This is a genomic window from Cellulomonas sp. Root137 (assembly GCF_001426725.1).
Classification (GTDB): domain Bacteria; phylum Actinomycetota; class Actinomycetes; order Actinomycetales; family Cellulomonadaceae; genus Cellulomonas.
This window is the reverse complement of record NZ_LMFG01000001.1, coordinates 232,720-254,989: the sequence shown is the minus strand read 5'-3', so window position 1 is coordinate 254,989 and position 22,270 is coordinate 232,720. Positions and strand designations below refer to the sequence as shown.

The following is a 22,270-nucleotide window of genomic DNA, read 5'->3' as shown; positions in this document are numbered from 1 at the left end:
CGGCGGCTCTCGCGAACCGCAGGGCGGACGAGGGTTCGCTCGTTCGACACGCTCAGGCGGGCCGCGGCGGCGCCGTGCTGTCGCGCACCACGAGGTCGACGAGGATGCGGTGCTCCTCCGGCTCGGGCGCGGCGCCGGCCCGGAACCGGGCGATGGACGAGGTCAGCGCGGCGGCGGCGGCCTTGCCCTTGGCGGCGAAGTCCTGGTGGACCGTGGTCAGCGCGGGGCGCAGCCGGCGGGCCAGGGGGGAGTCGTCGAAGCCGACGACCGACAGGTCGTCCGGCACGCGCAGCCCGAGCTCCTCGGCGGCATGCACGACCGCGGCGGCCATGAGGTCGGAGAAGCAGAGCACCGCGGTCGGTCGGTCCGGCCCGTCGAGCAGAGCCCGCGCGCCCTCCGACACGTAGGGCTCGGCGTTGTCGTGCACCTCCATGACCACCGGGGTCACCCCGGCCGCCCGGAGCGTCTCGACCCAGCCGATCTGGCGCTCGCGGGCGACGAACCCGGAGCCGGCCGAGGCGGGGTCCGGTGCCCAGCCGGGCGGCTCGGTCGAGTTCATGGTGAAGACGCCGATGCGCGTGTGCCCGAGGTCCAGGAGGTGCTGGGCGCCCAGCCGCGCCCCGTGGCGCTCGTCGAGGAGCACGCTGGAGGCCTCGGCCACGGCCTCGCCGTCGACGAACACCAGCGGCAGCCGGCGCTTCACCAGCCAGTCGACGGCGGGGTAGTCGCCGGCGCACCCGTAGACCAGGGCGCCGTCCATGGGGATGTCGCGGGCGGGGATCATGCCCTCGGAGCTGGTGGAGGGCAGGAGGACCACCGCCAGCCCGGTCGGGGCCAGCTCCTCGGCCACCGCGCCGAAGAACGCGGCGGCGATCGGGTCGAGGAACGCGGTGCCCAGCGACTCGGTGAGCAGGACGCCGACCGCGCCGGTGGTCCCGCGGGCCAGCGCCCGGGCGGACGGGTCCGGTCCGACGTAGCCGAGGTCGGCCGCGGCCGCGAGGATCGTGCGACGCATCTCGGCCGAGAGCTGGTCCGGCCGGGAGAACGCGTTGGACACGGTCATCCGGCTGACGCCCACCTGGTCGGCGATCGTCTGCAGCGTCACCCGGGACACGACGCCACCCTGTTCCGCTCCATGCGGGACAGGGTAGGTCGCCGGGGCCGGTCCCGGTGGGGAGGCGATCATCGCGCCGGGTAGCCCTCGCAGCTGTTCGCGGGGGCGATGGTGTCGGCCAGGTGGTGCAGCGCTCCGGCCAGGCTGCGGCGGGTGCGCGGTGCGCGGGCCCGGCGGACGCGCGGGATGCGCTCCGGCTCCGGTACCTCGGGCGCCCAGGGCCGTGCGCTCTCGGCCTCGTGCCGCGCCGCGGTCACACCGAACAGCAGTCCGAACTGAGGGGTGTCCATCGACATCAGGGTTCTCCTGTCGGTCTCGATCTCTTCTGTACCGATAAAGTAACGGAAGGTTCTGTACCGGTCAAGAGGATAGGCGCCGATCTCAGCGGGCGGCGCTGCCGGCGAGCTCCGGCACCAGACCGGCCGCGGTGACGGCCTCTCCCAGGTCGGCGGCCATGAGGACGGTCAGCCCTGCCGGAGGGGTCGCGCCGTCCAGCGCCCCCGCCGGCACGATCGCGCGCGTGAACCCGAGCCGAGCCGCCTCCGCGAGCCGGCGGCCGACGCCCGAGACGGTCCGGATCTCCCCGGCGAGCCCCACCTCGCCGATGGCCACCAGCCCGCGCGGCAGCGGGACGTTCTCCCGCGAGCTCACCGCGGCGAGCGCCAGCGCGAGGTCGGCCGCCGGCTCGACCACCCGGGCGCCCCCGATCGTCGAGACGTACACGTCCTGGTCGGCCAGGCGCGCGCCCAGCCGGCGCTGGAGCACGGCGAGCACCATGGCGAGCCGGCTGCTGTCGACGCCGCTGGTGGTCCGCCGAGGGTTGGGCACCGCGCTGGGCGCCACGAGCGACTGCACCTCGACCACCAGCGGCCGGCGGCCCTCCAGCGTCACGGTCAGGCAGGTGCCGGGCACCGCGTGCAGCGCCTGGGAGATGAACAGCCCGCTGGGGTCCGCCAGCCCGACGATCCCGGACTCCGACAGGTCGAAGCAGCCGACCTCGTCGGTGGGGCCGTAGCGGTTCTTGGTCGCGCGCAGCATGCGCAGGCGGGAGTGGCGCTCGCCCTCGAACTGGCAGACGACGTCCACCAGGTGCTCGAGCGTGCGCGGTCCGGCCACCGAGCCGTCCTTGGTGACGTGACCGATGAGCACGACGGGCAGGTCCCGGGCCTTGGCCGCCTGGATCACCGCCGTGGCCACCTCGCGCACCTGGGACACCCCGCCCGCGGTGCCCTCGACCTGCGCGGAGGCGATCGTCTGGATGGAGTCGAGCACCAGCAGGTCGGGGTCGACGTGCTCGATGTGCCCGAGGACCGTGCCGAGGTCGGTCTCCGCGGTGAGCAGCAGCTGGGGGTCGAGCGCGTGGATCCGGCCCGCCCGCAGGCGCACCTGCGCCGCCGACTCCTCGCCGGTCACGTACAGCACCTTGCGCCCGGTGCGGGCCGCGCGGGCGGCGACGTCGAGCAGCAGGGTCGACTTGCCGACCCCGGGCTCGCCGGCCAGGAGCACCACGGCGCCGGGCACGAGGCCGCCGCCGAGCACCCGGTCCAGCTCGTCGACCCCCGTGGGGCGCGCCCGGGCGGTCTCGACGTCGATCTGGTCGATGGGCCGGGCGGGAGAGCGCGTGGGGGAGGTCGCGACCGTACGCGGTGCGCCGCCCCCGGGGCCGGTGTCCTCGAGGACCGACCCCCAGGCCTGGCACTCGCCGCACCGGCCCACCCACTTGCTGGCGGTCCACCCGCACTCGGTGCAGCGGAACGCCGGACGCGCGCTGCGGTCGGGCCGCTTCGAGGAGGTGGTGGTCACGCGCCGCACGCTAGCCGGAGGCTCTGACAGAGAGGCCTTGCGGCGCGGCTGAACGAGTGTTTAGTGTGGTGAACGTGCGTTCAGAGGATCTCACCGCCCGCGCCCGCATCCGGGATGCGGCCGTCGCGCGCTTCGGCCGCGACGGGTTCCGGGCGCCCGTGCGTGCCATCGCCGAGGACGCCGGTGTCAGCGCCGCCCTCGTGATCCACCACTTCGGCTCCAAGGACGCGCTGCGCGCCGCGTGCGACGAGCACGTGCTCACGGTCATCCGCGAGGAGAAGTCGGCCGCGATCACGAACGCCTCCCCGGCGGACACGATCGGGATGCTGGCGCGCGTGCAGGAGTACGCGCCCCTCTTCGCCTACATCGTCCGCAGCCTCCTGGACGGCGGTGCGCTCGCGGGGCACTTCGTCGACGGGCTCGTCGACGACGCCGAGGCCTACCTCGAGGCGGGCGAGGCGGCGGGCACCGTACGGGTGTCGGCGGACCCTCGCGGCCGCGCCCGCCAGGTCATCGCCACGCAGGTCGGCCTCATCCTGCTCGCCCAGCTCGACGCCGCCGCCGGTCGAGGGGTCGCCCCGACGGACGACCCGGCCACGGCCATCGACGAGCTGACGAGAGCCTCGATGCTTCCCGGCCTCGAGCTCTACACGCACGGCCTGTTCACCGACACCTCCTACCTCGACGCCTACCTGGAGTACAAGGAGAAGCCATGACCGACGCCATCGCGGTCAGCGGACTCGTCAAGACGTTCGGCGCCAAGCGCGCGCTCGACGGGTTCGACCTCACGGTCCGGACGGGGGAGGTGCACGGCTTCCTCGGACCCAACGGGGCCGGCAAGTCGACCACCATCCGGGTGCTGCTCGGGCTCCTGCGTCCTGACGCGGGAGACCTGCAGCTGCTCGGCGGCGACCCGTGGCGGGACGCCGTCGCGCTGCACCGCCGGCTCGCCTACGTGCCCGGCGAGGTTACCCTCTGGCCCAACCTGTCCGGCGGCGAGTCGATCGACGTGCTCGGCCGGCTCCGGGGCGGGCTGGACCCCCGCCGCCGCGACGCCCTGATCGAGCGGTTCGAGCTGGACCCGCGGATCAAGGGCCGCGCGTACTCGAAGGGCAACCGGCAGAAGGTCGCGCTCGTCGCCGCGCTCGCCGCGGACGTCGAGCTCCTGCTCATGGACGAACCCACCAGCGGCCTGGACCCGCTGATGGAGGCGGTGTTCCAGCAGGTGGTGCAGGAGGCGGCGGCCGACGGGCGCACCGTGCTGCTGTCCAGCCACATCCTCGCGGAGGTCGAGGCCCTGTGCCGCCGCGTGACTATCATCCGGCAGGGCCGGGCGGTGCAGAGCGGGTCGCTCGAGGAGCTGCGCAGCCTCACGCGGACGACCGTCACGGCGGGGCTGCGCGACGCCGACGACGCCGAGCACACGCTGGCCGCGCTGGCCGGCGTGCACCACGTGCAGCGCGACGACGGCCACCTGACGGTCGACGTCGACACCGCCTCGCTCAACGACGTCCTCGCACGGCTGACCGCGTTCGGCGTCCAGTCGCTGACCGCGCACCCGCCGACCCTCGAGGACCTGTTCCTGCGCGAGTACAGCGACGAGCTGGCGACGCTGGGGGTTCCGGAGGGATCGCGATGACCACCGCCGTCGACGCACGCGGGAGCCAGCTGTCCGGCACCGCCGGGCTGGTCCGGGTGGCCCTGCGCCTCGACCGCTGGCGGACCGCGATCTGGGCCGTGGCGGTCGCCGGGCTGACGCAGGTGTCGGTCAGCGCGCTCACGGAGCTCTACTCGTCGCCGGAGTCGCTGGCCGGACGCGCGCAGCTCATCTCGTCGCCCGCCGCGACCGCCCTGGCCGGACCGGGCTACGGGCTGGACGACTACACCGTCGGCGCCATGACGGCCAACGAGCTCGGGCTCTGGGTCATGGTGCCGGTCGCGATCATGGCGCTGCTCACGGTCACCCGGCACCTGCGCGCGGCGGAGGAGGACGGCCGGCTCGAGCTGGTGCGGTCCGCGCCCGTCGGCCGGGACGCGCCGGTGGTCGCCGGGCTCGTCGCCGCTGCGGTCGCGACCCTCGCGGTCGGCGGTCTGACGTTCCTCGCCCTGCTGAGCGCGGGGCTCGACGCGGTCGGCTCGGTCGCGCTCGCGGGCGGGATCGTCATGGTCGGGTTCGTGTTCGCGGGCATCTCCGCGGTCGCGTCCCAGCTCACCGCCCACGGGCGGGCGGCCAGCTCGCTCGGGATGGCGGCGCTCGGGGTCGCGTTCGTGCTGCGCGCGATCGGGGACGTGCGGGGGCCGGAGAGCACGAGCGTCCTGACGTGGCTGTCGCCCTTCGGGTGGGCGCAGGCGACGCGCGCCTACGTCGACGAGCGGTTCTGGCCGCTCGCGATCGGGTTCGTGGTGTCCCTCGGCCTCGTGGGGGTGGCGTTCTGGCTGGTCGGCCGGCGCGACCTCGGCACGGGCCTGCTGGCGGAGCGGGTGGGACCGCCGCGGGCGTCGACACGCCTCACCGGGATGCTCGCGCTGACCCTGCGACGCCAGGCGGGCGCCATCCTCGCGTGGGGGATCGGGATCGTCGCCATGGGCGGGTTCATCGGGCTGCTGGCCGGGGCGCTGGTGGACTTCATCTCCAACGAGCCGCGGCTCGAGCAGATGTTCCCGACCGGGGCCTACGGCGCCGCGGCCGCGGCCTTCTCGGTGTACATGGTGTTCCTCGCGGTCGTCGCGGGGGCGTACTGCGCGACGGCGGTGAGCGCCGCGCGGGCCGAGGAGACGGCCGGCCGGGGCGCGCTCGTCCTCGCCGGGCCGGTGTCCCGTGCGCGCTGGCTCGGGGCGCAGGTCGCCGTCGCCGGTGTCGCGGCGATCGTGATGATGCTGGCCACGGGCCTGCTGATGGGGATCATGGCGGCGATCTCGCTGGACGACGACGCCTGGGTCGGGCGCATGGTCGGCGCCGCAGCCGTCACGCTGCCCGCGGTCGGGATCGTGCTCGGCGTGGCCGTCGTCGTCATGGGCGTGGCCCCGCGGGCGTTCGGTCTGGTCTGGGCCTACGTCACCTATGTCGGCGTCCTGGGCATGTTCGCCCGGCTGCTGCCCGAGGGGGCCGACGTGCTCTCGCCCTTCACGTACACCCCGCAGCTGCCCGCCGAGCCGATGGACTGGCCGCCCGTGCTGGCCCTGGTCGTGGTCGCGGTCGGGCTGATCTGCGCCGGGCTGGCCGCGTTCCGGCGCCGTGACGTCGTGGGATGAGCGTGCGTAGGTAGGCTGCGGGGCGTCCGGCGAGGGTTCGGGCGACGCGATGCACGAGGGAGCCTCGATGAGCGACACCGGCCGTCCCGGCCCCGAACGACCTGTCGGCCAGCCGGTGCCGCCGATCTCGAACTGGCAGGCGACGCAGCAGCAGCCCCCGACGGCGCCGACAGGACCGGCCGCCGGCACCCCCGCAGCGTTCGCCGCGCAGGCCTTCGACCAGGAGCCGGCCGCCGCCGTCCCCGCCGGCTCCGGCCGTCCCCGCTGGCTGATCCCGGCGATCATCGGCGTCGTCGTGCTGGTCATCGCCGCGATCGTCGTCGGGATCCTCGTCAGCCGGGACGGCGACACCGACGAGGCACCCCCGGCCGTCGCGACGACCATCCTCCTGCCGTCCCCGACACCGACCCTCGAGCCGGTCGCCCGGCCCGCGACCACCGCGTTCGCCGCGGCGCTGCCGACGACCGTGCTCCAGTACGCGCTCGCGACGTCCGTCGCCGACGCCGAGTGGCAGGCCGCAGGCGCCATCGAGGCCTACACCGAGACGTACTCCGACGGCGGGAGCGGCACCGTGACGGTCCGTGCCGGCCAGTGGGAGACGCCCGCGGAGGCGACCGCGTTCGCCGCGAGCCTCGTCGCCGCCGTCCCGGCCGCACCCGCCCCCGACCCGTCCGCGTCTCCCACCGGTCCGACCCTCCCGCAGACCGGCGAGGTCACGGCGGGCGGAGCGGCGGCCGGCACGTACTCGATCGCCGACGCGGGCGACGGCACCGGCATCGCGGTCTGGACCAACGGCACCACGGTCTTCCACGCCACGGCCCCGGTGGCGGAGATCGTCGACTTCTACAACGCGTTCCCGCTCTGACGGTCGAGAACCACCCTCGGTCGCGTCCCGGTGTCCGGGCATCGCGACCGAGGGTGTTCTCGTCAGCTGGCCGCGATGATCGACAGGATGTTGCCGGCGGGGTCGGTGAACCACGCGATCAGCGGACCCCCGCCGCGGAACACGTAGTCGTCGTCGGTCTCCACGTCGGTGCCCTCGTACTTCTCGAAGGGCACCCCGCGCCCGCGCAGCTCGGCCACGGTGCCGGGCACGTCCTCCACCGGGAAGTTCAGGACCGTGTAGGTCGCGGGCGTGTGCGCCGGACCCTTCGGGTAGACCAGCACGTCGTGGCCGTCGAGATGCAGGAAGAGCATCCCGTTCTCCTCGGTCACGTCGAGTCCGAGCGCGTCGGCGTAGAACGCCATCGCTGCGGGGACGTCGTCGGTCGAGAACCCGCTGAACGCCTTGCTGAGGTCCGCCATGGCCACTCCTCCAGGATCAGGGTCGAGAACGGGTCCAGGCTCTCGCGCCAACGCCCGGGTGGCTAGGTCCGGGCCGGCACCCCGGCGGGGGCAGCCGGCAGGGTGACGGTGAACGTGGTGCCCGGTCCGCTGTCGACGGTGATGGTGCCGCCGTGCGCGGTGACCACTGCGTGCACGATCGCGAGCCCGAGACCGGTGGACCCGCTGGCGGAGTTGCGTGAGGCGTCGCCGCGGGTGAACCGCTGGAACAGGCTCTCGCGCAGGGCGGGCGGGATGCCGGGTCCGTCGTCGGCGACCTGCACGACGACCTGCTGTTCGGCGCGCCGGACGCGGACCGTGACGGTGGTGCCGGCGGGCGTGTGCAGCCGGGCGTTGGACAGCAGGTTGGCCAGCACCTGGCGGAGCCGGTGGTCGTCGCCGACCACGAGGGCGTCCTCGAGGTCCTCGTCCGACGGCAGGTCGAGGCGCCAGTCGTGGTCCGGCCCGGCGGCGTGCGCGTCGGTGACCGCGTCGATGGCCAGCACGGTCAGGTCCACGGGCTCCGAAGCCAGGGGACGCCCGGCGTCGAGCCGGGCGAGCAGCAGCATGTCCTCGAGCAGCGCGGTCATGCGCAGGGACTCGGACTCGACGCGGGACATCGCCTGCAGCGCGCTGACCGGCATCTCGTCGGGGGAGCGGCGCACCAGCTCGGCGTACCCGCGGATGGACGCCAGGGGGGTGCGCAGCTCGTGGCTGGCGTCGGCGACGAACTGGCGCACCTGCGACTCGGACTCGTGCCGGGACGCGAGGGCCTGCTCCACGTGCCCGAGCAGCTGGTTGAGCGCAGCACCCACCTGGCCGACCTCCGTGGCGGGGTCGGTGTCCTGCGCGGGGACGCGGTCGGCGAGCACCACCTCGCCGCGGTCGAGGGGGAGCTGGGCCACGCGATTGGCCGTGCCGACGACCCGGTCGAGCGGTCGCAGCTCGCGGCGCACGAGCACCAGCCCGGCGGCCGCCGCGACCAGCAGGGCGATCGCGGCCACCACGAGCTCGACGACGACGAACGTGGTGACGGTGCTGGACACCGAGGTGGTCGGCAGCGCGGTGACCGTCGTCGTGCCGTCGGCGTCGACGCTCGAGACCGCCCGGTAGCTGCCGAGCCCGGTCAGGGTGATCGTTTGCGCGTCGCCGTCGGTCGGGACGGCGAGCATCTGCGCGGTCTGGGCGTCGGTCAGCGCGGTCGGCGTGCCGTCGTCGTCGATGTAGCCCGCCTGGAACACGGTCAGGTCGGCGGGGTCGACGCCGGCGGGCTGCTCCACGTTGACCGTGCCGGCGTCCTGCCCCGGGCGGAAGTCACCGGTGCCGGGCGGGGCCGCGAAGACCTCGCCGGGGTCCTGGGTGCCCTGCCGCGGGAAGTCCGCCGCGCGCCGGTGGGCCGCGGCGACCTTCTCGTCGAGCTGCGCGACCAGGGAGCCCTGGAGCGCGAGCGTCGACACGGTGCCCATGGCGCCTGCCACGATCGCCACCAGCGCGACGACCATCACGACGAGGCGCCGGCGCAGCGTCCAGCGCGGACGAGTGGGCACGATCAGACGGACGGCTTCAGCACGTAGCCGACCCCGCGCAGGGTGTGCAGCATCGGGGTGCGGCCCTTGTCGATCTTGCGGCGCAGGTAGGACACGTAGAGCTCGACGATGTTGGCCTGGCCGCCGAAGTCGTACTGCCAGACGCGGTCGAGGATCTGGGCCTTGGACAGCACGCGCTTCGGGTTGCGCATGAAGTAGCGCAGCAGCTCGAACTCGGTGGCGGTCAGGCGGATGTCCTCGCCGTCGCGGGACACCTCGTGGCTGTCCTCGTCCATCCGCAGGTCGCCGACGACGAGCACGGCCTCCTCGCGCGAGGACACCGCACCGGTCCGGCGCAGCAGGGCACGCAGCCGCGCGACGACCTCCTCGAGGCTGAACGGCTTGGTGACGTAGTCGTCGCCGCCCGCGGTCAGGCCGGCGATCCTGTCCTCGACCGCGTCCTTGGCGGTGAGGAACAGCACGGGGACGTTCGGGTGGGTGGCGCGGACCCGGCGCAGCACGTCGATGCCGGACAGGTCGGGGAGCATGACGTCGAGCACGATGACGTCCGGGTCGAGCGTCTTGGCGGCGCGGACGGCGGCGTGGCCGGTCAGCGCGTGGTCGACCTGCCAGCCCTCGTAGCGCAGGGCGGTCGACAGCAGCTCAGCGAGGGTCGGCTCGTCGTCGACCACCAGAGCGCGGACAGGGGATCCGTCGGCACGGGAGAGCGCGTCCGGGCGGTGGCTGATAGTCGTCGTCATGACCTGAGCGTGGGCGGGCTACCTGTTGTGGCCCTGGACCGAACCTGTGAACTTGCTGAGGAATCAGTCCAGCGGGTGCGGGCGGTCGTCGCCGAGCAGCGCCGCGGCCAGGATCGCCTCGATGGCGAACTGGGTGGACGTGGGCAGGTCGACGTCCTCGTCGAGCAGCCACTGCACCTGCAGGCCGTCCATGACGCCGATGATCGCGCTCGCGGCGCAGTCGGCGGTCTCCCGGGACACCGTGCCCTCCCCGACCGCGATCACCGCGTCCGAGATCTCACCGCGCAGCACGCGGAACCGGTCGGTGACCCAGGCACGGGCGGGGTGGTTCTCGGTCACGGACTCGCCGGTGAGCACCGAGTAGCCCTGCACGATGCCGGGGCGGTCGACGTTCATGCGCGCCGTGCGGACCAGGTGCTGGAACAGGCCGAGCCCGCCGGGGATGTGCTGGCCCTCGAGGTCGCGGACGTCCTCCTTGTCGCGGTACTCCAGCACCTCGACCAGCAGCTGCTCCTTGGACCCGAAGTGGTGCAGGACGCCCGCGTGCGTGATGCCGACCTGCTCGGCGACCTCGGCGAGCGAGCCGTTCTTGTACCCCTTGGACCCGAAGGTGTTGGCGGCGGCCCGCAGGATCTCCGCCCGGCGCTCCGTGGTGGCCTGGCGGGGTTGCCGCGCGCGGCGCTTCGGCGCAGCGGCGGGGGGAACGGCGTCGTCCATGACTGAAACCATACTGTGATCAAGCCACTTACTGACAAGTCAGTAAGTTGTGCTTTCATTCTCCCCAGACGACAACGCTGTCCGATCGGAGAACCCGCTGTGTCACTCGACACGGCCACCCAGCCGCCCACGGCTGAACGGCCCGCCACCGACCTGCATCCCCTCCTGGCTGCCCTCAGTCTCGAGGAGAAGACGCGGCTCGTCGTCGGCGCCGGCCTCTGGTCCACCACCGCGATCCCGCACATCGGCCTGCGCGCCATGCACGTGTCCGACGGCCCCGCCGGCGTCCGCGGCGTCTCCGACTCCGCCGACGAGACGTCCGCCAGCTTCCCCGCCCCGAGCGCGCTCGCCGCGACCTGGGACGTGGACCTGGCCGACGAGCTGGGCCACGTGTTCGCCGCCGAGGCCCGCCGGCACGGCGTCGACGTGGTGCTCGCCCCGCAGGTGAACCTCCAGCGCACGCCCGTCGGTGGCCGGCACTTCGAGTGCTACTCCGAGGACCCGCTGCTCACCGGCGACATCGCGGTGCACGTGGTCCGCTCCGCGCAGGACCGCGGCGTGGGCATGTGCGTCAAGCACTTCGTCGCCAACGACTCCGAGACCCAGCGCACCAGCTACCTGTCGCGCGTCGACGAGCAGACCCTGCGCGAGGTGTACCTGGCGCCCTTCGAGCGGCTGGTGCACGACGCCCAGGCGTGGTCGGTGATGAGCGCGTACTCCGGGATCGACGACGGGACCACCGCCGCGACCGCCGCCGAGCACCGCCCCCTGCTCACCGGCGTGCTCAAGGAGGAGTGGGGCTTCGACGGCGTCGTCATGAGCGACTGGGTGGCGACGAAGTCCGTCGCCGGCGCCGCCGAGGGCGGCCTCGACCTGCAGATGCCCGGACCGGACGGCCCCTGGGGCGACGGCCTGCTCGACGCCGTCCGTGCCGGCGAGGTCAGCGAGGCGCTGCTGGACGCCAAGGTGCTCCGCCTGCTCCGGCTGGCCCAGCGCGTCGGTGCGCTCGAGGGCGTGGCGCCGTCGGGTGAGAGCCGCGACCGCGTGGCCGACGTGGACGTGCGCGGCGTGCTGCGCGAGCTGGTCTCCCGGTCGATGGTCGTGCTCCGCGACGACGAGCACGCGCTGCCGGTCTCGCCCGACGACGTCACCCGGATCGCCCTGCTCGGACCCAACGCCGTCCACCCGTTCGTGCAGGGCGGCGGCTCCGCGTTCGTCCGTCCGGACCACCTGTCGACCCCCGAGGCGGCGATCCGGGAGGCGTTCGGCGAGGTCGAGGTCGACGTGCACCCCGGCGCCGTGTCCCGCCTGCTGCCGCCGTCGCTCGACCTGGCCGGCCGGTGCACCACGCCCGAGGGCCACGTCGGCGCGCTCGGCGAGCTGCTCGACGCCGACGGTGCGGTCCTGGCCGCCGCCGACGTGACCGACTGGAACGGCTGGCTCCGCGAGGTGCCCGGCCCCGCGGCCGCGCTGCGCATCCGCACCACCGTCCGCCTCGACGAGCCCGGCCGGCACGAGGTCGGCGTCGGCACCGTGGGCAGGCACCGCATCACGGTCGGCGGGCAGGTCCTCTCCACGAGCGACCGCGTGGTCGGCGCGGAGGTCATCCTCGACTCCAGCGTCAACCAGCCCGTGCCGGCGACGCTGGTCATCGAGGTGACCGAGCCGACGACGGTCGAGGTCGACGCGCTCGTGCAGGCCGTGCACCCGGTGGGGTACGCCAGCTTCGCCCGCGCCGAGCTGGTGCACCGCGTCCCCGGCACGTCCCCGGACGAGCTGCTCGCGGTCGCCGTCGAGGCCGCCGCCGCCGCGGATCTCGCCATCGTCGTCGTCGGGACCAACGAGGAGATCGAGTCCGAGGGTTACGACCGCACGAGCCTCGCGCTGCCCGGCACGCAGGACCAGCTGGTCAAGGCCGCGCTGGCCGCCAACCCGCGCACGATCGTCGTCGTCAACGCCGGCGCCCCCGTGCTGCTGCCGTGGCTCGACGAGGTGCCGTGCGTCCTGTGGGCGTGGCTCGGTGGCCAGGAGTGGCCCGAGGCGCTCGCGGACGTGCTCACCGGCGTCACCGAGCCGACCGGGCGCCTGCCCTGGACGCTCCCCGCCCACGAGTCCGACGTGCCCGTGCCGGACGCGATCCCCGTCGACGGCGTCATCGAGTACCACGAAGGCGTCCACGTGGGGTACCGCTCGTGGCTCAAGCTCGGTCGCACCCCGGCGGCGCCCTTCGGTCACGGCCTCGGCTGGACCACGTGGGAGTACGAGTCCGCCGTGTCCTCCGTCGAGGTCGACGGGTCGGTTCTCCTGGACGTCACCGTCCGCAACACCGGCGCCCGCGACGGGCGCGAGGTGGTCCAGGTCTACGTCGAGCCACCGGTTCCGGGCGACAGGCCCGTCCGCTGGCTCGGCGGGTTCAGCGTCGTGCACGCCGCCGCAGGCGAGCACGCGGTCGTCCGGGTCCGGGTGGACGCGAAGGCGTTCCGGACCTGGGACTCGGCACAGCCCGGTTGGGTCACCCCGGCCGGTACCTATCCGATCCGCGTCGGCCGCTCCTCGAGCGACCTGCGCCTCACGGTCGACGTGGCCCTCCCCAGTCCCGCGCCGGCGTAGCGACACAAGCAGCCCGACCAAGCAGCCCGACCAGCACAGCTCCGGTCCGACGAGATCCGCAGTCCCGTCGGACCGGTACGACCAGCAGTTCCGACATCAGTGCAAGGAGGCACTCGTGAGAATCCGCAAGCTCTCGACGGTGATCGCTACGGCGGCCACTCTCGCGCTGCTCGCCACCGCCTGCTCCGGCAGCGGTGGTAGTGGCGACGACAGCACCGGGGGCGCCGACGGCGTCTCGGACAAGATCCTGACGATCGGCATGCCGAACGGCCCGCAGCAGCCCAACCAGAACCCGCTCGCGAACGGCTCCGCGTCGCTCTCGCTCGGGTACGCGTTCGCGGTCTACGAGTCGCTCATGCAGGTCAACGAGCTCAAGCCGACGGACCCCCCGACGCCGTGGCTCGCCGAGAAGGTCGAGTGGAACCCGGACTCGACGCAGGCCGTCATCACCGCCCGCGAGGGCGTCAAGTGGTCCGACGGCACGGACTTCACCGCCGAGGACATCGCGTTCTCGATCCAGCTCCGCAAGGACAACAAGGAGCTGAACACCGACTTCCCCGACCAGTACGGCGACATCACGGTCGACGGCAACACGGTCACGGTGAACTTCCTGTCCGGCCAGTACGTCAACCAGGTCAAGCTGCTCAAGCTCCTCATCGTGCCCAAGCACCTGTGGGAGAGCGAGGACCCGGTGACGTGGACCGACGACGAGATGATCGGCACCGGCCCGTTCAAGCTCAAGTCGTTCACGCCGCAGGCCGTGACGCTCGAGCCGAACACCGACTACTGGGGCGAGACCCCGAAGGTCGGCACGCTCCGGTACGACACGTTCAACGACAACGCGGGCCTGACCACGGCCCTCACCACCGGTGAGGCGCAGTGGGGCTGGACGTTCATCCCGGACTTCGAGAACACGTTCATCGCCAAGGACCCCGACCACTTCCACCAGGTGGCGGGCGGCGGCTTCGGCGTCGACGTGCTCTACCTGAACAACGAGACGAAGCCGTTCAACGACGTGGCGTTCCGCAAGGCGCTGAACATGGTCGTGGACCGCGCGGACATCTCGGCGACCGCCGGGTACGGCGTGTGGCCGCAGATCAAGAGCGTGACCGGCCTGCCGCAGCCCTCGGGCGACGCGTTCATCTCGGACGCGTACGCGGACCAGGAGCTCTCGGTCGACGTCGACGGTGCCAAGGACGTCCTCACGGAGGCCGGCTACACCTGGGACGGCTCGGGTGCCCTCGTGGACCCCGACGGCGAGAAGGTCGCCTTCACCCTGCAGAACCCGACCGGCTGGACCGACTACCTGGACGCCCTGGGGATCATCTCCGAGGGTGCCAAGGCGCTCGGTGTGGAGGCGCCCGTCGAGGGCGTCGTCCAGGACACCTGGTTCAACGACATCATCCCGTTCGGCAACTTCCAGGCCTCGCTGCACTGGACCGACGGCGGCAGCACGCCGTGGAACATGTACGCCAACATCATGGACGGCGCGTCCTACGTGCCGCTCGGTGAGTCGGCGACCTGGAACTTCGGTCGCTACCAGAACGACGAGGTCACCCAGGCGCTCGCCGACTTCAAGGCCGGCACCTCGGACAACGACCGCGCGGCTGCCCTGGACGTCGTCCAGAAGCACTTCGTGGAGGACGTCCCCGGCCTCGTGATCTGGTCGCGGCCGGCCGTGGCGCAGTACTCGACGGTCAACTACACGGGCTTCCCCACCGACGAGGACCCGTACGCGAACCCGCAGCCGACGGGCCCGCAGGCAGCGCTCATCCTGTCGAAGCTGACTCCGACCGAGTGACTCCGGCTCGCCCGCCGCACCACGCACCCGACCCCCAAGGTGACCCGATGAGCTCCCCGCACGAAGAAGACCCGCCAGTCCTGCAAGCGATCGACCTGCGCAAGCACTTCCCCGTCCGCGGCTTCCGCTCGCAGAAGGTCGTGCACGCCGTCGACGACGTGAACCTCTCCCTCTACCGCGGCAAGGTGGTCGCGCTGGTGGGGGAGTCGGGGTCCGGCAAGTCCACGATCGCCCGGCTGCTCGCGCAGCTCATGCCCGTCACCGGCGGGCAGATCCTGCTGCACGGGCAGGACGCGACCGTGAAGAACCGCCGCGCGTTCCACCAGTACGTGCGGAAGGTCCAGATGATCTTCCAGGACCCGTTCGGGTCGCTGAACCCCGTGCACACCGTGCGCTACATGCTCACGCGCAGCCTGAAGATCCACCGCGGACGCCTGCGCGGCGTCGAGCTGGAGGCCGCCCTCGAGGAGCTGCTGGACCGGGTGCAGCTGCGCCCGGCCGCGCGGTACATCGACAAGTTCCCGCACGAGCTGTCGGGCGGTCAGCGCCAGCGCGTGGCCATCGCCCGCGCGCTCGCGGCCGACCCCGAGGTGCTGCTCGCCGACGAGCCGATCTCGATGCTCGACGTGTCGATCCGCCTGGGCATCCTCAACCTGCTGCGCGACCTGCGGGACCGCCTGCAGCTCGCGATCCTCTACATCACGCACGACATCGCGTCGGCCCGCTACTTCGCGGACACGACGATGGTCATGTACGCCGGGCGGGTCGTCGAGAAGGGCGACTCGGAGTCGGTCACGCAGGACCCCAAGCACCCGTACACGCAGCTGCTGGTCCGGTCCGCGCCCGACCCGGACGACCTCGAGGCTCGCGCCCGGGGCGCCCGCGGCGAGGCGCCGAGCCTGGTGGCACCGCCCGCCGGCTGCCGGTTCAACCCGCGCTGCCCGTTCGCCAACGACGTGTGCCGCACCGAGGTGCCGCCGCTGATCGCCGTGGGGGAGGGCCGCGAGGCCGCCTGCTGGGGCTACGCCGACCGCGAGGACCGCCCGTCGCTGGGCTCGGTGCTCGACGCGTACGGCGAGCGGCCGACCGTGGACGCCACGCTCCTGGCGATCGTCAAGGAGGACGACCGATGAGGTTCTTCACCCGACGCATCGTCTTCTACGCGATCACCGCCTGGGCGGCGATCACCATCAACTTCTTCATCCCGCGGATCATGCCGGGCGACCCGGTGAGTGCCCTGATCGCCAAGAACCAGGGCCGGATCAGCCCCGACGCCGCCGAGGCGCTCCGTGCCCTGTTCGGGCTGGACGAGAACATGTCCCTCTGGGACCAGTACGTCGCCTACTGGCAGCTGCTGCTGCACGGCGACCTGGGGATCTCGTTCACCTACATGGCGCCCGTGGCGGACGTGATCCGGCAGGCGCTGCCGTGGACGATCGGCCTGGTCGGCGTCGCGACGGTCATCAGCTTCACCATCGGCACGCTCGTCGGCACCGGGATCGGCTGGCGCCGCGGCACGTGGATGGACGGGCTGCTGCCGCTGTCGACCTTCTTCTCGGCCGTGCCGTACTTCTGGCTGGCCCTGATCGCCATCTCGCTGTTCTCGGTGACACTCGGCTGGTTCCCCGCGAGCGGCAGCTACGACCGCAGCATGGTGCCCAACCTGTCGTGGGAGTTCATCGGGTCCGTCATCTACTACGGGTTCCTGCCGGCCATGACGATCGTGATCTCGTCGATCGCGGGCTGGATGCTCGGCATGCGCAACATGATGGTCACCGTGTCCTCCGAGGACTACGTGACCGTCGCGCAGGCCAAGGGCCTCAGGGAGCGGACCGTGCGGATGGGCTACGCCGCCCGGAACGCGATCCTGCCGCAGGTGTCCAGCTTCGCCCTGTCGCTCGGCTTCATCGTCGGCGGCACCCTGGTCATGGAGATCGTGTTCTCGTACCAGGGCATCGGCTACTACCTCTTCAGCGCCGTGAACGCGAAGGACTACCCGCTCATGCAGGGGTGCTTCCTGGTGATCACGTTCGCGGTGCTGCTCGCCAACATGGCGGCCGACGTCGCCTACGGCTTCCTCGACCCCCGCACGCGTCAGGAGGGCTGACATGACTGTCGAAGCCGCGTTCCTCGAGGACCTGGAGATCACGCCCGACGCGACGGCCCCGCGCACGGGCAAGCGCCGGTTCCTGTTCATGCGCAACGCGAAGGCCCTCACCGGCCTCGTGATCCTCGGGTTCTTCTTCCTCATCGCGATCATCGGGCCGTGGATCGCGCCGTACGACCCGAACGAGCGGTCGTCGGCCATCCTGCAGCCGCCGTCGTGGGCGCACCTCATGGGCACCACGCACCAGGGGCAGGACATCATGAGCCAGCTGATCCTCGGCACGCGCAGCGTGCTGGTGGTCGGGTTCGTGGCCGGCACGGTGGCCACGGTGATCGGCGTGATCGTCGGCGTCACCGCGGGCTACATCGGCGGGTTCGGCGACGAGTCGCTGTCCGCCCTGTCCAACGTGTTCCTGGTCATCCCGCAGCTGCCGCTCATCATCATCATCGCCGGCCAGCTGCCGTCCGCCGGGGGGCTCACGGTCGCGCTGGTGATCGCGGCGACCGGCTGGGCGTGGGGCGCACGCGTGCTCAGAGCGCAGACGCTCTCGCTCCGGAAACGCGACTTCGTCGAGGCCGCGCGCGCCAACGGCGAGAGCACGTGGCGGATCATCTCCGCGGAGATCCTGCCCAACCTCACGGCCATCATCGCGGCGGGCTTCGTCGGCACCGTCGGGTTCGCCGTCCTGTCCCAGATCACGCTCTCGTTCGTCGGCATCACGCCCACCAACGAGTGGAACTGGGGAACGGTCCTGTACTGGGCGCAGGCACAGCTGGCCCTGCAGCGCGGCGCGTGGTGGTGGTTCGTCCCGGCCGGTCTGCTCATCGCCCTGCTGGGCATGGCGCTGACCCTGATCAACTTCGGGATCGACGAGTTCGTCAACCCGCGCCTGCGGTCGGTGGGCCTCAACGCCCGCTCGATGCGCAAGCGCAAGATCCGTCCGCGCATCGGCTTCACGCCGGTGGTCTACGAGGCCAAGGAAGATCGCGCATGAGTGCGGTGACCACCCAGCGCGCGTTCCGGGCGAACGCCGCTGCGACCGACCCCGTCCTGGAGATCAAGAACCTCTCCGTCGACTACGGGTACGACGAGGACCCGACGCACGTGCTGCGCCAGGTGTCGCTGACCCTCAACCGCGGGGAGGTGCTCGGCCTGGCCGGCGAGTCCGGCTGCGGCAAGTCGACGCTGGCGTACGCGGCGACCCGGCTGCTCCCGCCACCCGGGCTGATCACGGGCGGCGAGGTCGTCTTCACCGACCGCGACGGGCAGCAGACCGACATCCTCACGCTGAACGACCAGGAGCTGCGGGCCACCCGCTGGCAGGACCTCGCGATCGTGTTCCAGGGCGCGATGAACTCCCTCAACCCGGTGTACCGGATCGGCCGGCAGATCGCCGACGGCATCGCTGCGCACCTGCCGGGGGTCACCAAGAAGGAGGCCCTGGAGCGGGCCGCGGGGATGCTCGAGCTCGTCGGCATCTCCGCCGACCGGCTCCGCGACTACCCGCACCAGCTGTCGGGCGGCATGCGGCAGCGGGTGATGATCGCCATGGCCCTCGCGCTCGACCCGCAGGTGCTCATCATGGACGAGCCGACGACGGCCCTCGACGTGGTGATGCAGCGGCAGATCGTGGAGCAGATCGCGGAGCTGCGCGACCGGCTCGGGTTCTCCGTCATCTTCATCACGCACGACGTCTCGCTGCTGATCGAGATCGCCGACCGGATCGCGATCATGTACGCCGGCGAGATCGTCGAGGACGCCTCGGCGCAGGACATGTACCGCCGCCCGCGGCACCCGTACTCCGACGCGCTGCTGCACTCGTTCCCGCCCCTGCGCGGGCCGCGGCGTGAGCTGACCGGCATCCCGGGGTCGCCCCCGGACATGTCCAACCTGCCCACGGGCTGCCCGTACCGGACCCGGTGCGCGCACGTGTTCGACGCCTGCGCGGCGATCACCCCGGAGCTCGTCGCGCCCGCGGTCGAGGGCGACGACCCGCGCCGGTCGGTCGCGTGCCTGCGCCACGACCCCGCGACGGTCGCCGCCGTTGGGTTCGAGCCCCAGCCGGTACCGGTCGAGCTGCAGGTCCGCTGAGCCCCGCCCTGCCCCCGGCTCCCTCTCCACGGGGCTGCTAGCCGGGGGCGGGGCGGCCCTGCTCCTTCCTGCGTGGCGACGCGCGCAGGTGCACCCGCTCGCCCTGGGTGCCGAAGATGACCAGCAGCTCCACCGGGCCGGGGCCCTCGTTGGCGAACCAGTGGGGCACCCGGGTGTCGAACTCGGCGGCCTCTCCCGGGGGGAGCACCAGGTCGTGCTCGCCGAGCACCAGGCGCAGGTGGCCGTCGATGACGTAGAGCCACTCGTAGCCGTCGTGGGTGTTCAGCTCCGGGTCGGGCGTCGGCGGGCCGGGCGGCAGGACCAGCTTGTAGACGAGCATGCCGCCGGACCGCCGGGACAGGGGGATGACCGTCTTGCCGTGCTCGGTGACCGGGCGCGGGTGGATGCGCGGGTCCCCGGTCGCGGGCGCGCCCACCAGCTCGTCGAGCGGCACGCGGTACAGGCCGGCCAGGGGGACCAGCAGCTCCAGCTGCGGGCGCCGGGTCCCCGACTCCAGACGCGACAGGGTGCTGACGGAGATCCCGGTGCCGTCCGAGGCCTGCGCCAGCGTGAGCCCGCGCTGCTGCCGGACGGCGCGGAGCCGGGGGCCGACCGTGCGCATCAGCTGGTCGATGTCATCCATGGGTCGCAGTTTGCCACTTCGGCAAGGATGCTTGCCGGTTGGCGTGCGGGCGTCTGATGCTCTCCGCATGAGAGATGTGGTGGTCATCGGTGGTGGTGCTGCGGGGGTCAGCGGGGCGGTGACGCTGGCGCGGGCGCGCCGGTCGGTGCTGGTGGTCGACGACGGTTCGCCCAGGAACGCGCCGGCCGACGGGGTGCACGGCGTGCTGGGCCAGGAGGGCGTGTCGCCGCTCCACCTGCTGGAGCGCGGGCGGGCCGAGCTGGCGGGGTACGGCGGTGTGGTGCGTCCCGGCCGGGTCGTCGCCGCCGCACACGACGACGACGGGTTCGTCGTGACGCTGGCGGACGGGACGACCGAGCGTGCGCGCCGGCTGCTCGTGGCCACCGGCCTCGTCGACGAGCTGCCCGAGATCCCCGGCCTGCGAGAGCGCTGGGGCCACGACGTCCTGCACTGCCCCTACTGCCACGGCTGGGAGGTGCGCGACCAGCCGATCGGGGTGCTCGGCACCTCGGAGCGCTCGGTGCACCAGGCGCTGCTGTTCCGGCAGTGGTCCGACGACGTGGTCCTCCTCCAGCACACCGCCCCGGACCCGACCCCGGAGCAGGCGGAGCAGCTGGCCGCGCGAGGCATCCGCGTGGTGCCCGGGGTCGTCGCCGAGGTGCTCTCGACCGACGGGCGGCTCACCGGTGTGCGGCTGGAGTCGGGCGAGGTGGTTGCGCGGTCCGCGCTGACCGTCATGCCGCGGTTCGTCGCGCGCCTGGACGGGCTCGCCGGTCTCGGGCTGGTCGCGGTGCCGCACGAGATGGGCGTCGGGGAGCACGCCGCGTCGGACCTCATGGGGGCGTCGAGCGTCCCGGGCGTGTGGGTGGCCGGCAACGCGACCGACCTCATGGCCCAGGTGACGGGCGCGATGGCCGCCGGGACGCGTGCGGCGGCGGCGCTCAACATGGACCTGATCGCGGAGGACACCGCGCTCGCGGTCGACACAACCCACAGGCAAAGAGATGGTCACGTCCAGGCTGTCCACAGTCCCGGTCGGTGAAGTGGGTGTCGAGCACGCATCGCGTGACCGACAGAGCCGGGAGGCCCCCCATGAGCCTGCATGCCACCGCAGCGACCGCACCCGCACCCCTCCTCGACCCCTGGCTGACCGCGAACGTGCGACCCGCCGGCTCGTTCGGCCGCGCGGACGTCGGCCGGCTCCGCGCGCTGCTGGGCGCGCTGTCGGCGACGGCGTCGCTGGTGGTCCTCGACCTCGCCGCGGTGAGCCTGCGCAGCGTGCACGCGGCCGAGGCGATCGATGAGGCGGGGTGGGAGCTCGAGCGCCGGGGCGGCTGCCTGCTGTGCATCAACGCGGACGCCGACGTGCGTGCGCGGCTGGGCGGCTGCCGGCACGCCGTGGTGGTCGGGCCGGGGGAGCCGACGCCGGCGCCGTGAGGCTGTCTGCACCTCGGTACGGCTCCGGGTGCACCCCTTCGGGTGACCTACCTTTGTGCGGTGAGCGACACCCCCGTCATCCCCGCGCCGTCGCGGCCGCTCCCGGCTGCCGCGGACCGGCGTGGCGTGGTCGTCGCGATCGCGGTCCTGGTGGCGCTGCTCTCGTTCGCCGGCGTGTTCGTGCTCTGGCGCGTGTTCGTGGACACGCTGGCCGGTCAGCAGGTGGAGAACGCCGCGCTGCAGGGCGCCCTGTACGGCCAGACGCAGCTGTGGCGGGTGGCGGAGCGGGTGCTCGACGTGGTGTCGGTGAGCGCGATCGCGGCCGTGCTCCTGGGCGCGATGCTCATCGCCGCGCTGCGCCGCCGCTGGTCGTTGGCCGTGCAGGTGGCCGTGCTGATGATCGGCGCCAACCTCACCACCCGGGTGCTCAAGAACGCGGTGCTCTACCGCCCGGACCTCGGCGTGGAGGCCAGCTACGGCAACACCCTGCCCAGCGGTCACACGACGGCGGCCGCCTCGATCTCGGCGGCGCTGCTGCTCGTCGTTCCGCCGCGCCTGCGACCGTGGGCGGCGGTGCTCGGCGCGGGCTACACGACCGCGACGGGCGTCTCGACCCTCATCGGCCAGTGGCACCGGCCGTCGGACGTCGTCGCGGCCGTGCTCGTCGTGCTCGCGTGGACCGCGATCGCCTGTGCGCTCGTCGCGCTGACGCCCGCCCGGCCGTCGACCGCGACCGGTGCGCTCCGCCTCGCGTCGGACCCGCCGCCGGCGCCGGCCACGATGCGCGCGGTGCTCGCGGGGCTCCTCGTCGTGGGCGTCGCGGCGGGGGCGTCCGCGGTCGTCGCCCTGACGCACACGTGGGAGAACCGGGACGATCTGGAGGCTCGCGCGGAGCAGGTGACCGCGTATCTGGGCGGTGCCGCGGGCGCTCTGATGGCGTCGTGCCTGGCGTTCGCGGTCATGCTGGTGCTGCGGCAGGCCGCGGCATCGCGATTGCCACGGGGTTGACGGCACGCCGTAGAGTCCCCAGCGGTGAACGAGGAAGCGGGTCGTCCGGCCCGCCGACGTCTGAGAAGGGCCTGACC

21 protein-coding genes are annotated in these 22,270 nt (G+C 72.8%); 13 read left to right on the top strand and 8 right to left on the bottom strand.

All coding sequences use genetic code 11. The features are described 5' to 3' along the window. Positions 1 to 52: 52 nt before the first annotated feature. The 3 genes from ASD18_RS01175 to radA form a co-directional block, all read right to left on the bottom strand. Positions 53 to 1,114, bottom strand: a complete 1,062-nt coding sequence (locus ASD18_RS01175; RefSeq protein ID WP_056085825.1) for a LacI family DNA-binding transcriptional regulator — start codon at positions 1,112 to 1,114, stop codon at positions 53 to 55. 68 nt (positions 1,115 to 1,182) lie between these two features. Then, the gene (locus tag ASD18_RS01170) at positions 1,183 to 1,404 is read right to left on the bottom strand and encodes a hypothetical protein (RefSeq protein ID WP_156387837.1); all 222 of its coding nucleotides are present in this window, start codon (positions 1,402 to 1,404) and stop codon (positions 1,183 to 1,185) included. Positions 1,405 to 1,495: 91 nt separating this feature from the next. Continuing rightward, a complete protein-coding gene (gene radA / locus ASD18_RS01165; RefSeq protein WP_056085823.1) occupies positions 1,496 to 2,917 on the bottom strand; it encodes a DNA repair protein RadA in 1,422 nt (473 codons plus the stop codon). 74 nt (positions 2,918 to 2,991) lie between these two features. On the opposite strand from radA, the gene ASD18_RS01160 reads away from it, so the two are divergent. From ASD18_RS01160 to ASD18_RS01145, 4 genes are all read left to right on the top strand, one after another. Continuing rightward, entirely contained in the window at positions 2,992 to 3,633 is a 642-nt protein-coding gene (locus ASD18_RS01160) for a TetR/AcrR family transcriptional regulator (protein ID WP_200938417.1), read from the top strand. Then, complete coding sequence (locus ASD18_RS01155) at positions 3,630 to 4,556, top strand: ABC transporter ATP-binding protein (protein ID WP_056085821.1); 927 nt, start codon at positions 3,630 to 3,632, stop codon at positions 4,554 to 4,556. Before ASD18_RS01160 ends, ASD18_RS01155 begins: the two co-directional genes overlap by 4 nt. Next, positions 4,553 to 6,169 carry an ABC transporter permease gene (locus ASD18_RS01150; RefSeq protein ID WP_056085820.1) on the top strand — a complete coding sequence of 539 codons (1,617 nt, stop codon included), beginning with the start codon at positions 4,553 to 4,555 and terminating at the stop codon, positions 6,167 to 6,169. The genes ASD18_RS01155 and ASD18_RS01150 overlap by 4 nt, the downstream gene beginning before the upstream one ends. Before the next feature lie 67 nt (positions 6,170 to 6,236). Continuing rightward, positions 6,237 to 7,034, top strand: a complete 798-nt coding sequence (locus ASD18_RS01145) for a hypothetical protein (RefSeq protein WP_056085819.1) — start codon at positions 6,237 to 6,239, stop codon at positions 7,032 to 7,034. A 62-nt stretch (positions 7,035 to 7,096) separates the two neighbouring features. Here the strand turns inward: ASD18_RS01145 and ASD18_RS01140 are convergent, their stop codons facing one another. The 4 genes from ASD18_RS01140 to ASD18_RS01125 form a co-directional block, all read right to left on the bottom strand. Then, positions 7,097 to 7,474 (bottom strand): VOC family protein, encoded by a 378-nt coding sequence (locus ASD18_RS01140; protein WP_056085818.1) that lies wholly within the window; start codon positions 7,472 to 7,474, stop codon positions 7,097 to 7,099. 62 nt (positions 7,475 to 7,536) lie between these two features. Beyond that, positions 7,537 to 9,039, bottom strand: a complete 1,503-nt coding sequence (locus ASD18_RS01135; RefSeq protein WP_304438211.1) for a cell wall metabolism sensor histidine kinase WalK — start codon at positions 9,037 to 9,039, stop codon at positions 7,537 to 7,539. A 2-nt stretch (positions 9,040 to 9,041) separates the two neighbouring features. Beyond that, complete coding sequence (locus ASD18_RS01130; protein WP_200938415.1) at positions 9,042 to 9,779, bottom strand: response regulator transcription factor; 738 nt, start codon at positions 9,777 to 9,779, stop codon at positions 9,042 to 9,044. Positions 9,780 to 9,842: 63 nt separating this feature from the next. Further along, positions 9,843 to 10,496 carry a TetR/AcrR family transcriptional regulator gene (locus ASD18_RS01125; RefSeq protein ID WP_056085816.1) on the bottom strand — a complete coding sequence of 218 codons (654 nt, stop codon included), beginning with the start codon at positions 10,494 to 10,496 and terminating at the stop codon, positions 9,843 to 9,845. Positions 10,497 to 10,595: 99 nt separating this feature from the next. Between ASD18_RS01125 and ASD18_RS01120 the strand changes: the two genes are divergently transcribed. The 6 genes from ASD18_RS01120 to ASD18_RS01095 all read left to right on the top strand — a co-directional run bounded on the left by ASD18_RS01120 (position 10,596) and on the right by ASD18_RS01095 (position 19,105). After that, entirely contained in the window at positions 10,596 to 13,106 is a 2,511-nt protein-coding gene (locus tag ASD18_RS01120; protein WP_056085815.1) for a beta-glucosidase, read from the top strand. Positions 13,107 to 13,221: 115 nt separating this feature from the next. After that, positions 13,222 to 14,907 (top strand): ABC transporter substrate-binding protein, encoded by a 1,686-nt coding sequence (locus ASD18_RS01115; RefSeq protein WP_056085814.1) that lies wholly within the window; start codon positions 13,222 to 13,224, stop codon positions 14,905 to 14,907. Positions 14,908 to 14,954: 47 nt separating this feature from the next. Continuing rightward, positions 14,955 to 16,040 (top strand): ABC transporter ATP-binding protein, encoded by a 1,086-nt coding sequence (locus ASD18_RS01110; protein ID WP_056085813.1) that lies wholly within the window; start codon positions 14,955 to 14,957, stop codon positions 16,038 to 16,040. Further along, positions 16,037 to 17,014 (top strand): ABC transporter permease, encoded by a 978-nt coding sequence (locus tag ASD18_RS01105; protein WP_056085812.1) that lies wholly within the window; start codon positions 16,037 to 16,039, stop codon positions 17,012 to 17,014. The genes ASD18_RS01110 and ASD18_RS01105 overlap by 4 nt, the downstream gene beginning before the upstream one ends. 1 nt (position 17,015) lies before the next feature. Beyond that, positions 17,016 to 18,008, top strand: a complete 993-nt coding sequence (locus ASD18_RS01100) for an ABC transporter permease (protein ID WP_056085811.1) — start codon at positions 17,016 to 17,018, stop codon at positions 18,006 to 18,008. Next, the gene (locus tag ASD18_RS01095; protein ID WP_056085810.1) at positions 18,005 to 19,105 is read left to right on the top strand and encodes an ABC transporter ATP-binding protein; all 1,101 of its coding nucleotides are present in this window, start codon (positions 18,005 to 18,007) and stop codon (positions 19,103 to 19,105) included. The genes ASD18_RS01100 and ASD18_RS01095 overlap by 4 nt, the downstream gene beginning before the upstream one ends. 37 nt (positions 19,106 to 19,142) lie before the next feature. Here the strand turns inward: ASD18_RS01095 and ASD18_RS01090 are convergent, their stop codons facing one another. Then, the gene (locus ASD18_RS01090; protein ID WP_056085809.1) at positions 19,143 to 19,748 is read right to left on the bottom strand and encodes a helix-turn-helix domain-containing protein; all 606 of its coding nucleotides are present in this window, start codon (positions 19,746 to 19,748) and stop codon (positions 19,143 to 19,145) included. Positions 19,749 to 19,815: 67 nt separating this feature from the next. On the opposite strand from ASD18_RS01090, the gene ASD18_RS01085 reads away from it, so the two are divergent. From ASD18_RS01085 to ASD18_RS01075, 3 genes are read left to right on the top strand one after another with little or no spacing between them, the layout of a single operon-like run. Beyond that, the gene (locus ASD18_RS01085; RefSeq protein WP_056085808.1) at positions 19,816 to 20,790 is read left to right on the top strand and encodes an NAD(P)/FAD-dependent oxidoreductase; all 975 of its coding nucleotides are present in this window, start codon (positions 19,816 to 19,818) and stop codon (positions 20,788 to 20,790) included. A gap of 50 nt (positions 20,791 to 20,840) precedes the next feature. Continuing rightward, on the top strand, positions 20,841 to 21,185 hold the full coding sequence (locus tag ASD18_RS01080; protein WP_056085807.1) for a hypothetical protein: 345 nt from the start codon (positions 20,841 to 20,843) through the stop codon (positions 21,183 to 21,185). Between the two features lie 60 nt (positions 21,186 to 21,245). After that, positions 21,246 to 22,193 carry a phosphatase PAP2 family protein gene (locus ASD18_RS01075; RefSeq protein ID WP_235522215.1) on the top strand — a complete coding sequence of 316 codons (948 nt, stop codon included), beginning with the start codon at positions 21,246 to 21,248 and terminating at the stop codon, positions 22,191 to 22,193. Positions 22,194 to 22,270: the final 77 nt, after the last annotated feature.

Bases quoted from the DNA above. Each gene is read 5' to 3' on its own strand.
- ASD18_RS01170 (WP_156387837.1), bottom strand. From the start codon at position 1,404: ATGGACACCCCTCAGTTCGGACTGCTGTTCGGTGTGACCGCGGCGCGG.
- ASD18_RS01145 (WP_056085819.1), top strand. From the start codon at position 6,237: ATGAGCGACACCGGCCGTCCCGGCCCCGAACGACCTGTCGGCCAGCCG.
- ASD18_RS01155 (WP_056085821.1), top strand. From the start codon at position 3,630: ATGACCGACGCCATCGCGGTCAGCGGACTCGTCAAGACGTTCGGCGCC.
- ASD18_RS01100 (WP_056085811.1), top strand. From the start codon at position 17,016: ATGACTGTCGAAGCCGCGTTCCTCGAGGACCTGGAGATCACGCCCGAC.
- ASD18_RS01095 (WP_056085810.1), top strand. From the start codon at position 18,005: ATGAGTGCGGTGACCACCCAGCGCGCGTTCCGGGCGAACGCCGCTGCG.
- ASD18_RS01125 (WP_056085816.1), bottom strand. From the start codon at position 10,496: ATGGACGACGCCGTTCCCCCCGCCGCTGCGCCGAAGCGCCGCGCGCGG.
- ASD18_RS01085 (WP_056085808.1), top strand. From the start codon at position 19,816: ATGAGAGATGTGGTGGTCATCGGTGGTGGTGCTGCGGGGGTCAGCGGG.
- ASD18_RS01080 (WP_056085807.1), top strand. From the start codon at position 20,841: ATGAGCCTGCATGCCACCGCAGCGACCGCACCCGCACCCCTCCTCGAC.
- ASD18_RS01150 (WP_056085820.1), top strand. From the start codon at position 4,553: ATGACCACCGCCGTCGACGCACGCGGGAGCCAGCTGTCCGGCACCGCC.
- ASD18_RS01110 (WP_056085813.1), top strand. From the start codon at position 14,955: ATGAGCTCCCCGCACGAAGAAGACCCGCCAGTCCTGCAAGCGATCGAC.
- ASD18_RS01105 (WP_056085812.1), top strand. From the start codon at position 16,037: ATGAGGTTCTTCACCCGACGCATCGTCTTCTACGCGATCACCGCCTGG.
- ASD18_RS01140 (WP_056085818.1), bottom strand. From the start codon at position 7,474: ATGGCGGACCTCAGCAAGGCGTTCAGCGGGTTCTCGACCGACGACGTC.
- ASD18_RS01090 (WP_056085809.1), bottom strand. From the start codon at position 19,748: ATGGATGACATCGACCAGCTGATGCGCACGGTCGGCCCCCGGCTCCGC.
- ASD18_RS01130 (WP_200938415.1), bottom strand. From the start codon at position 9,779: ATGACGACGACTATCAGCCACCGCCCGGACGCGCTCTCCCGTGCCGAC.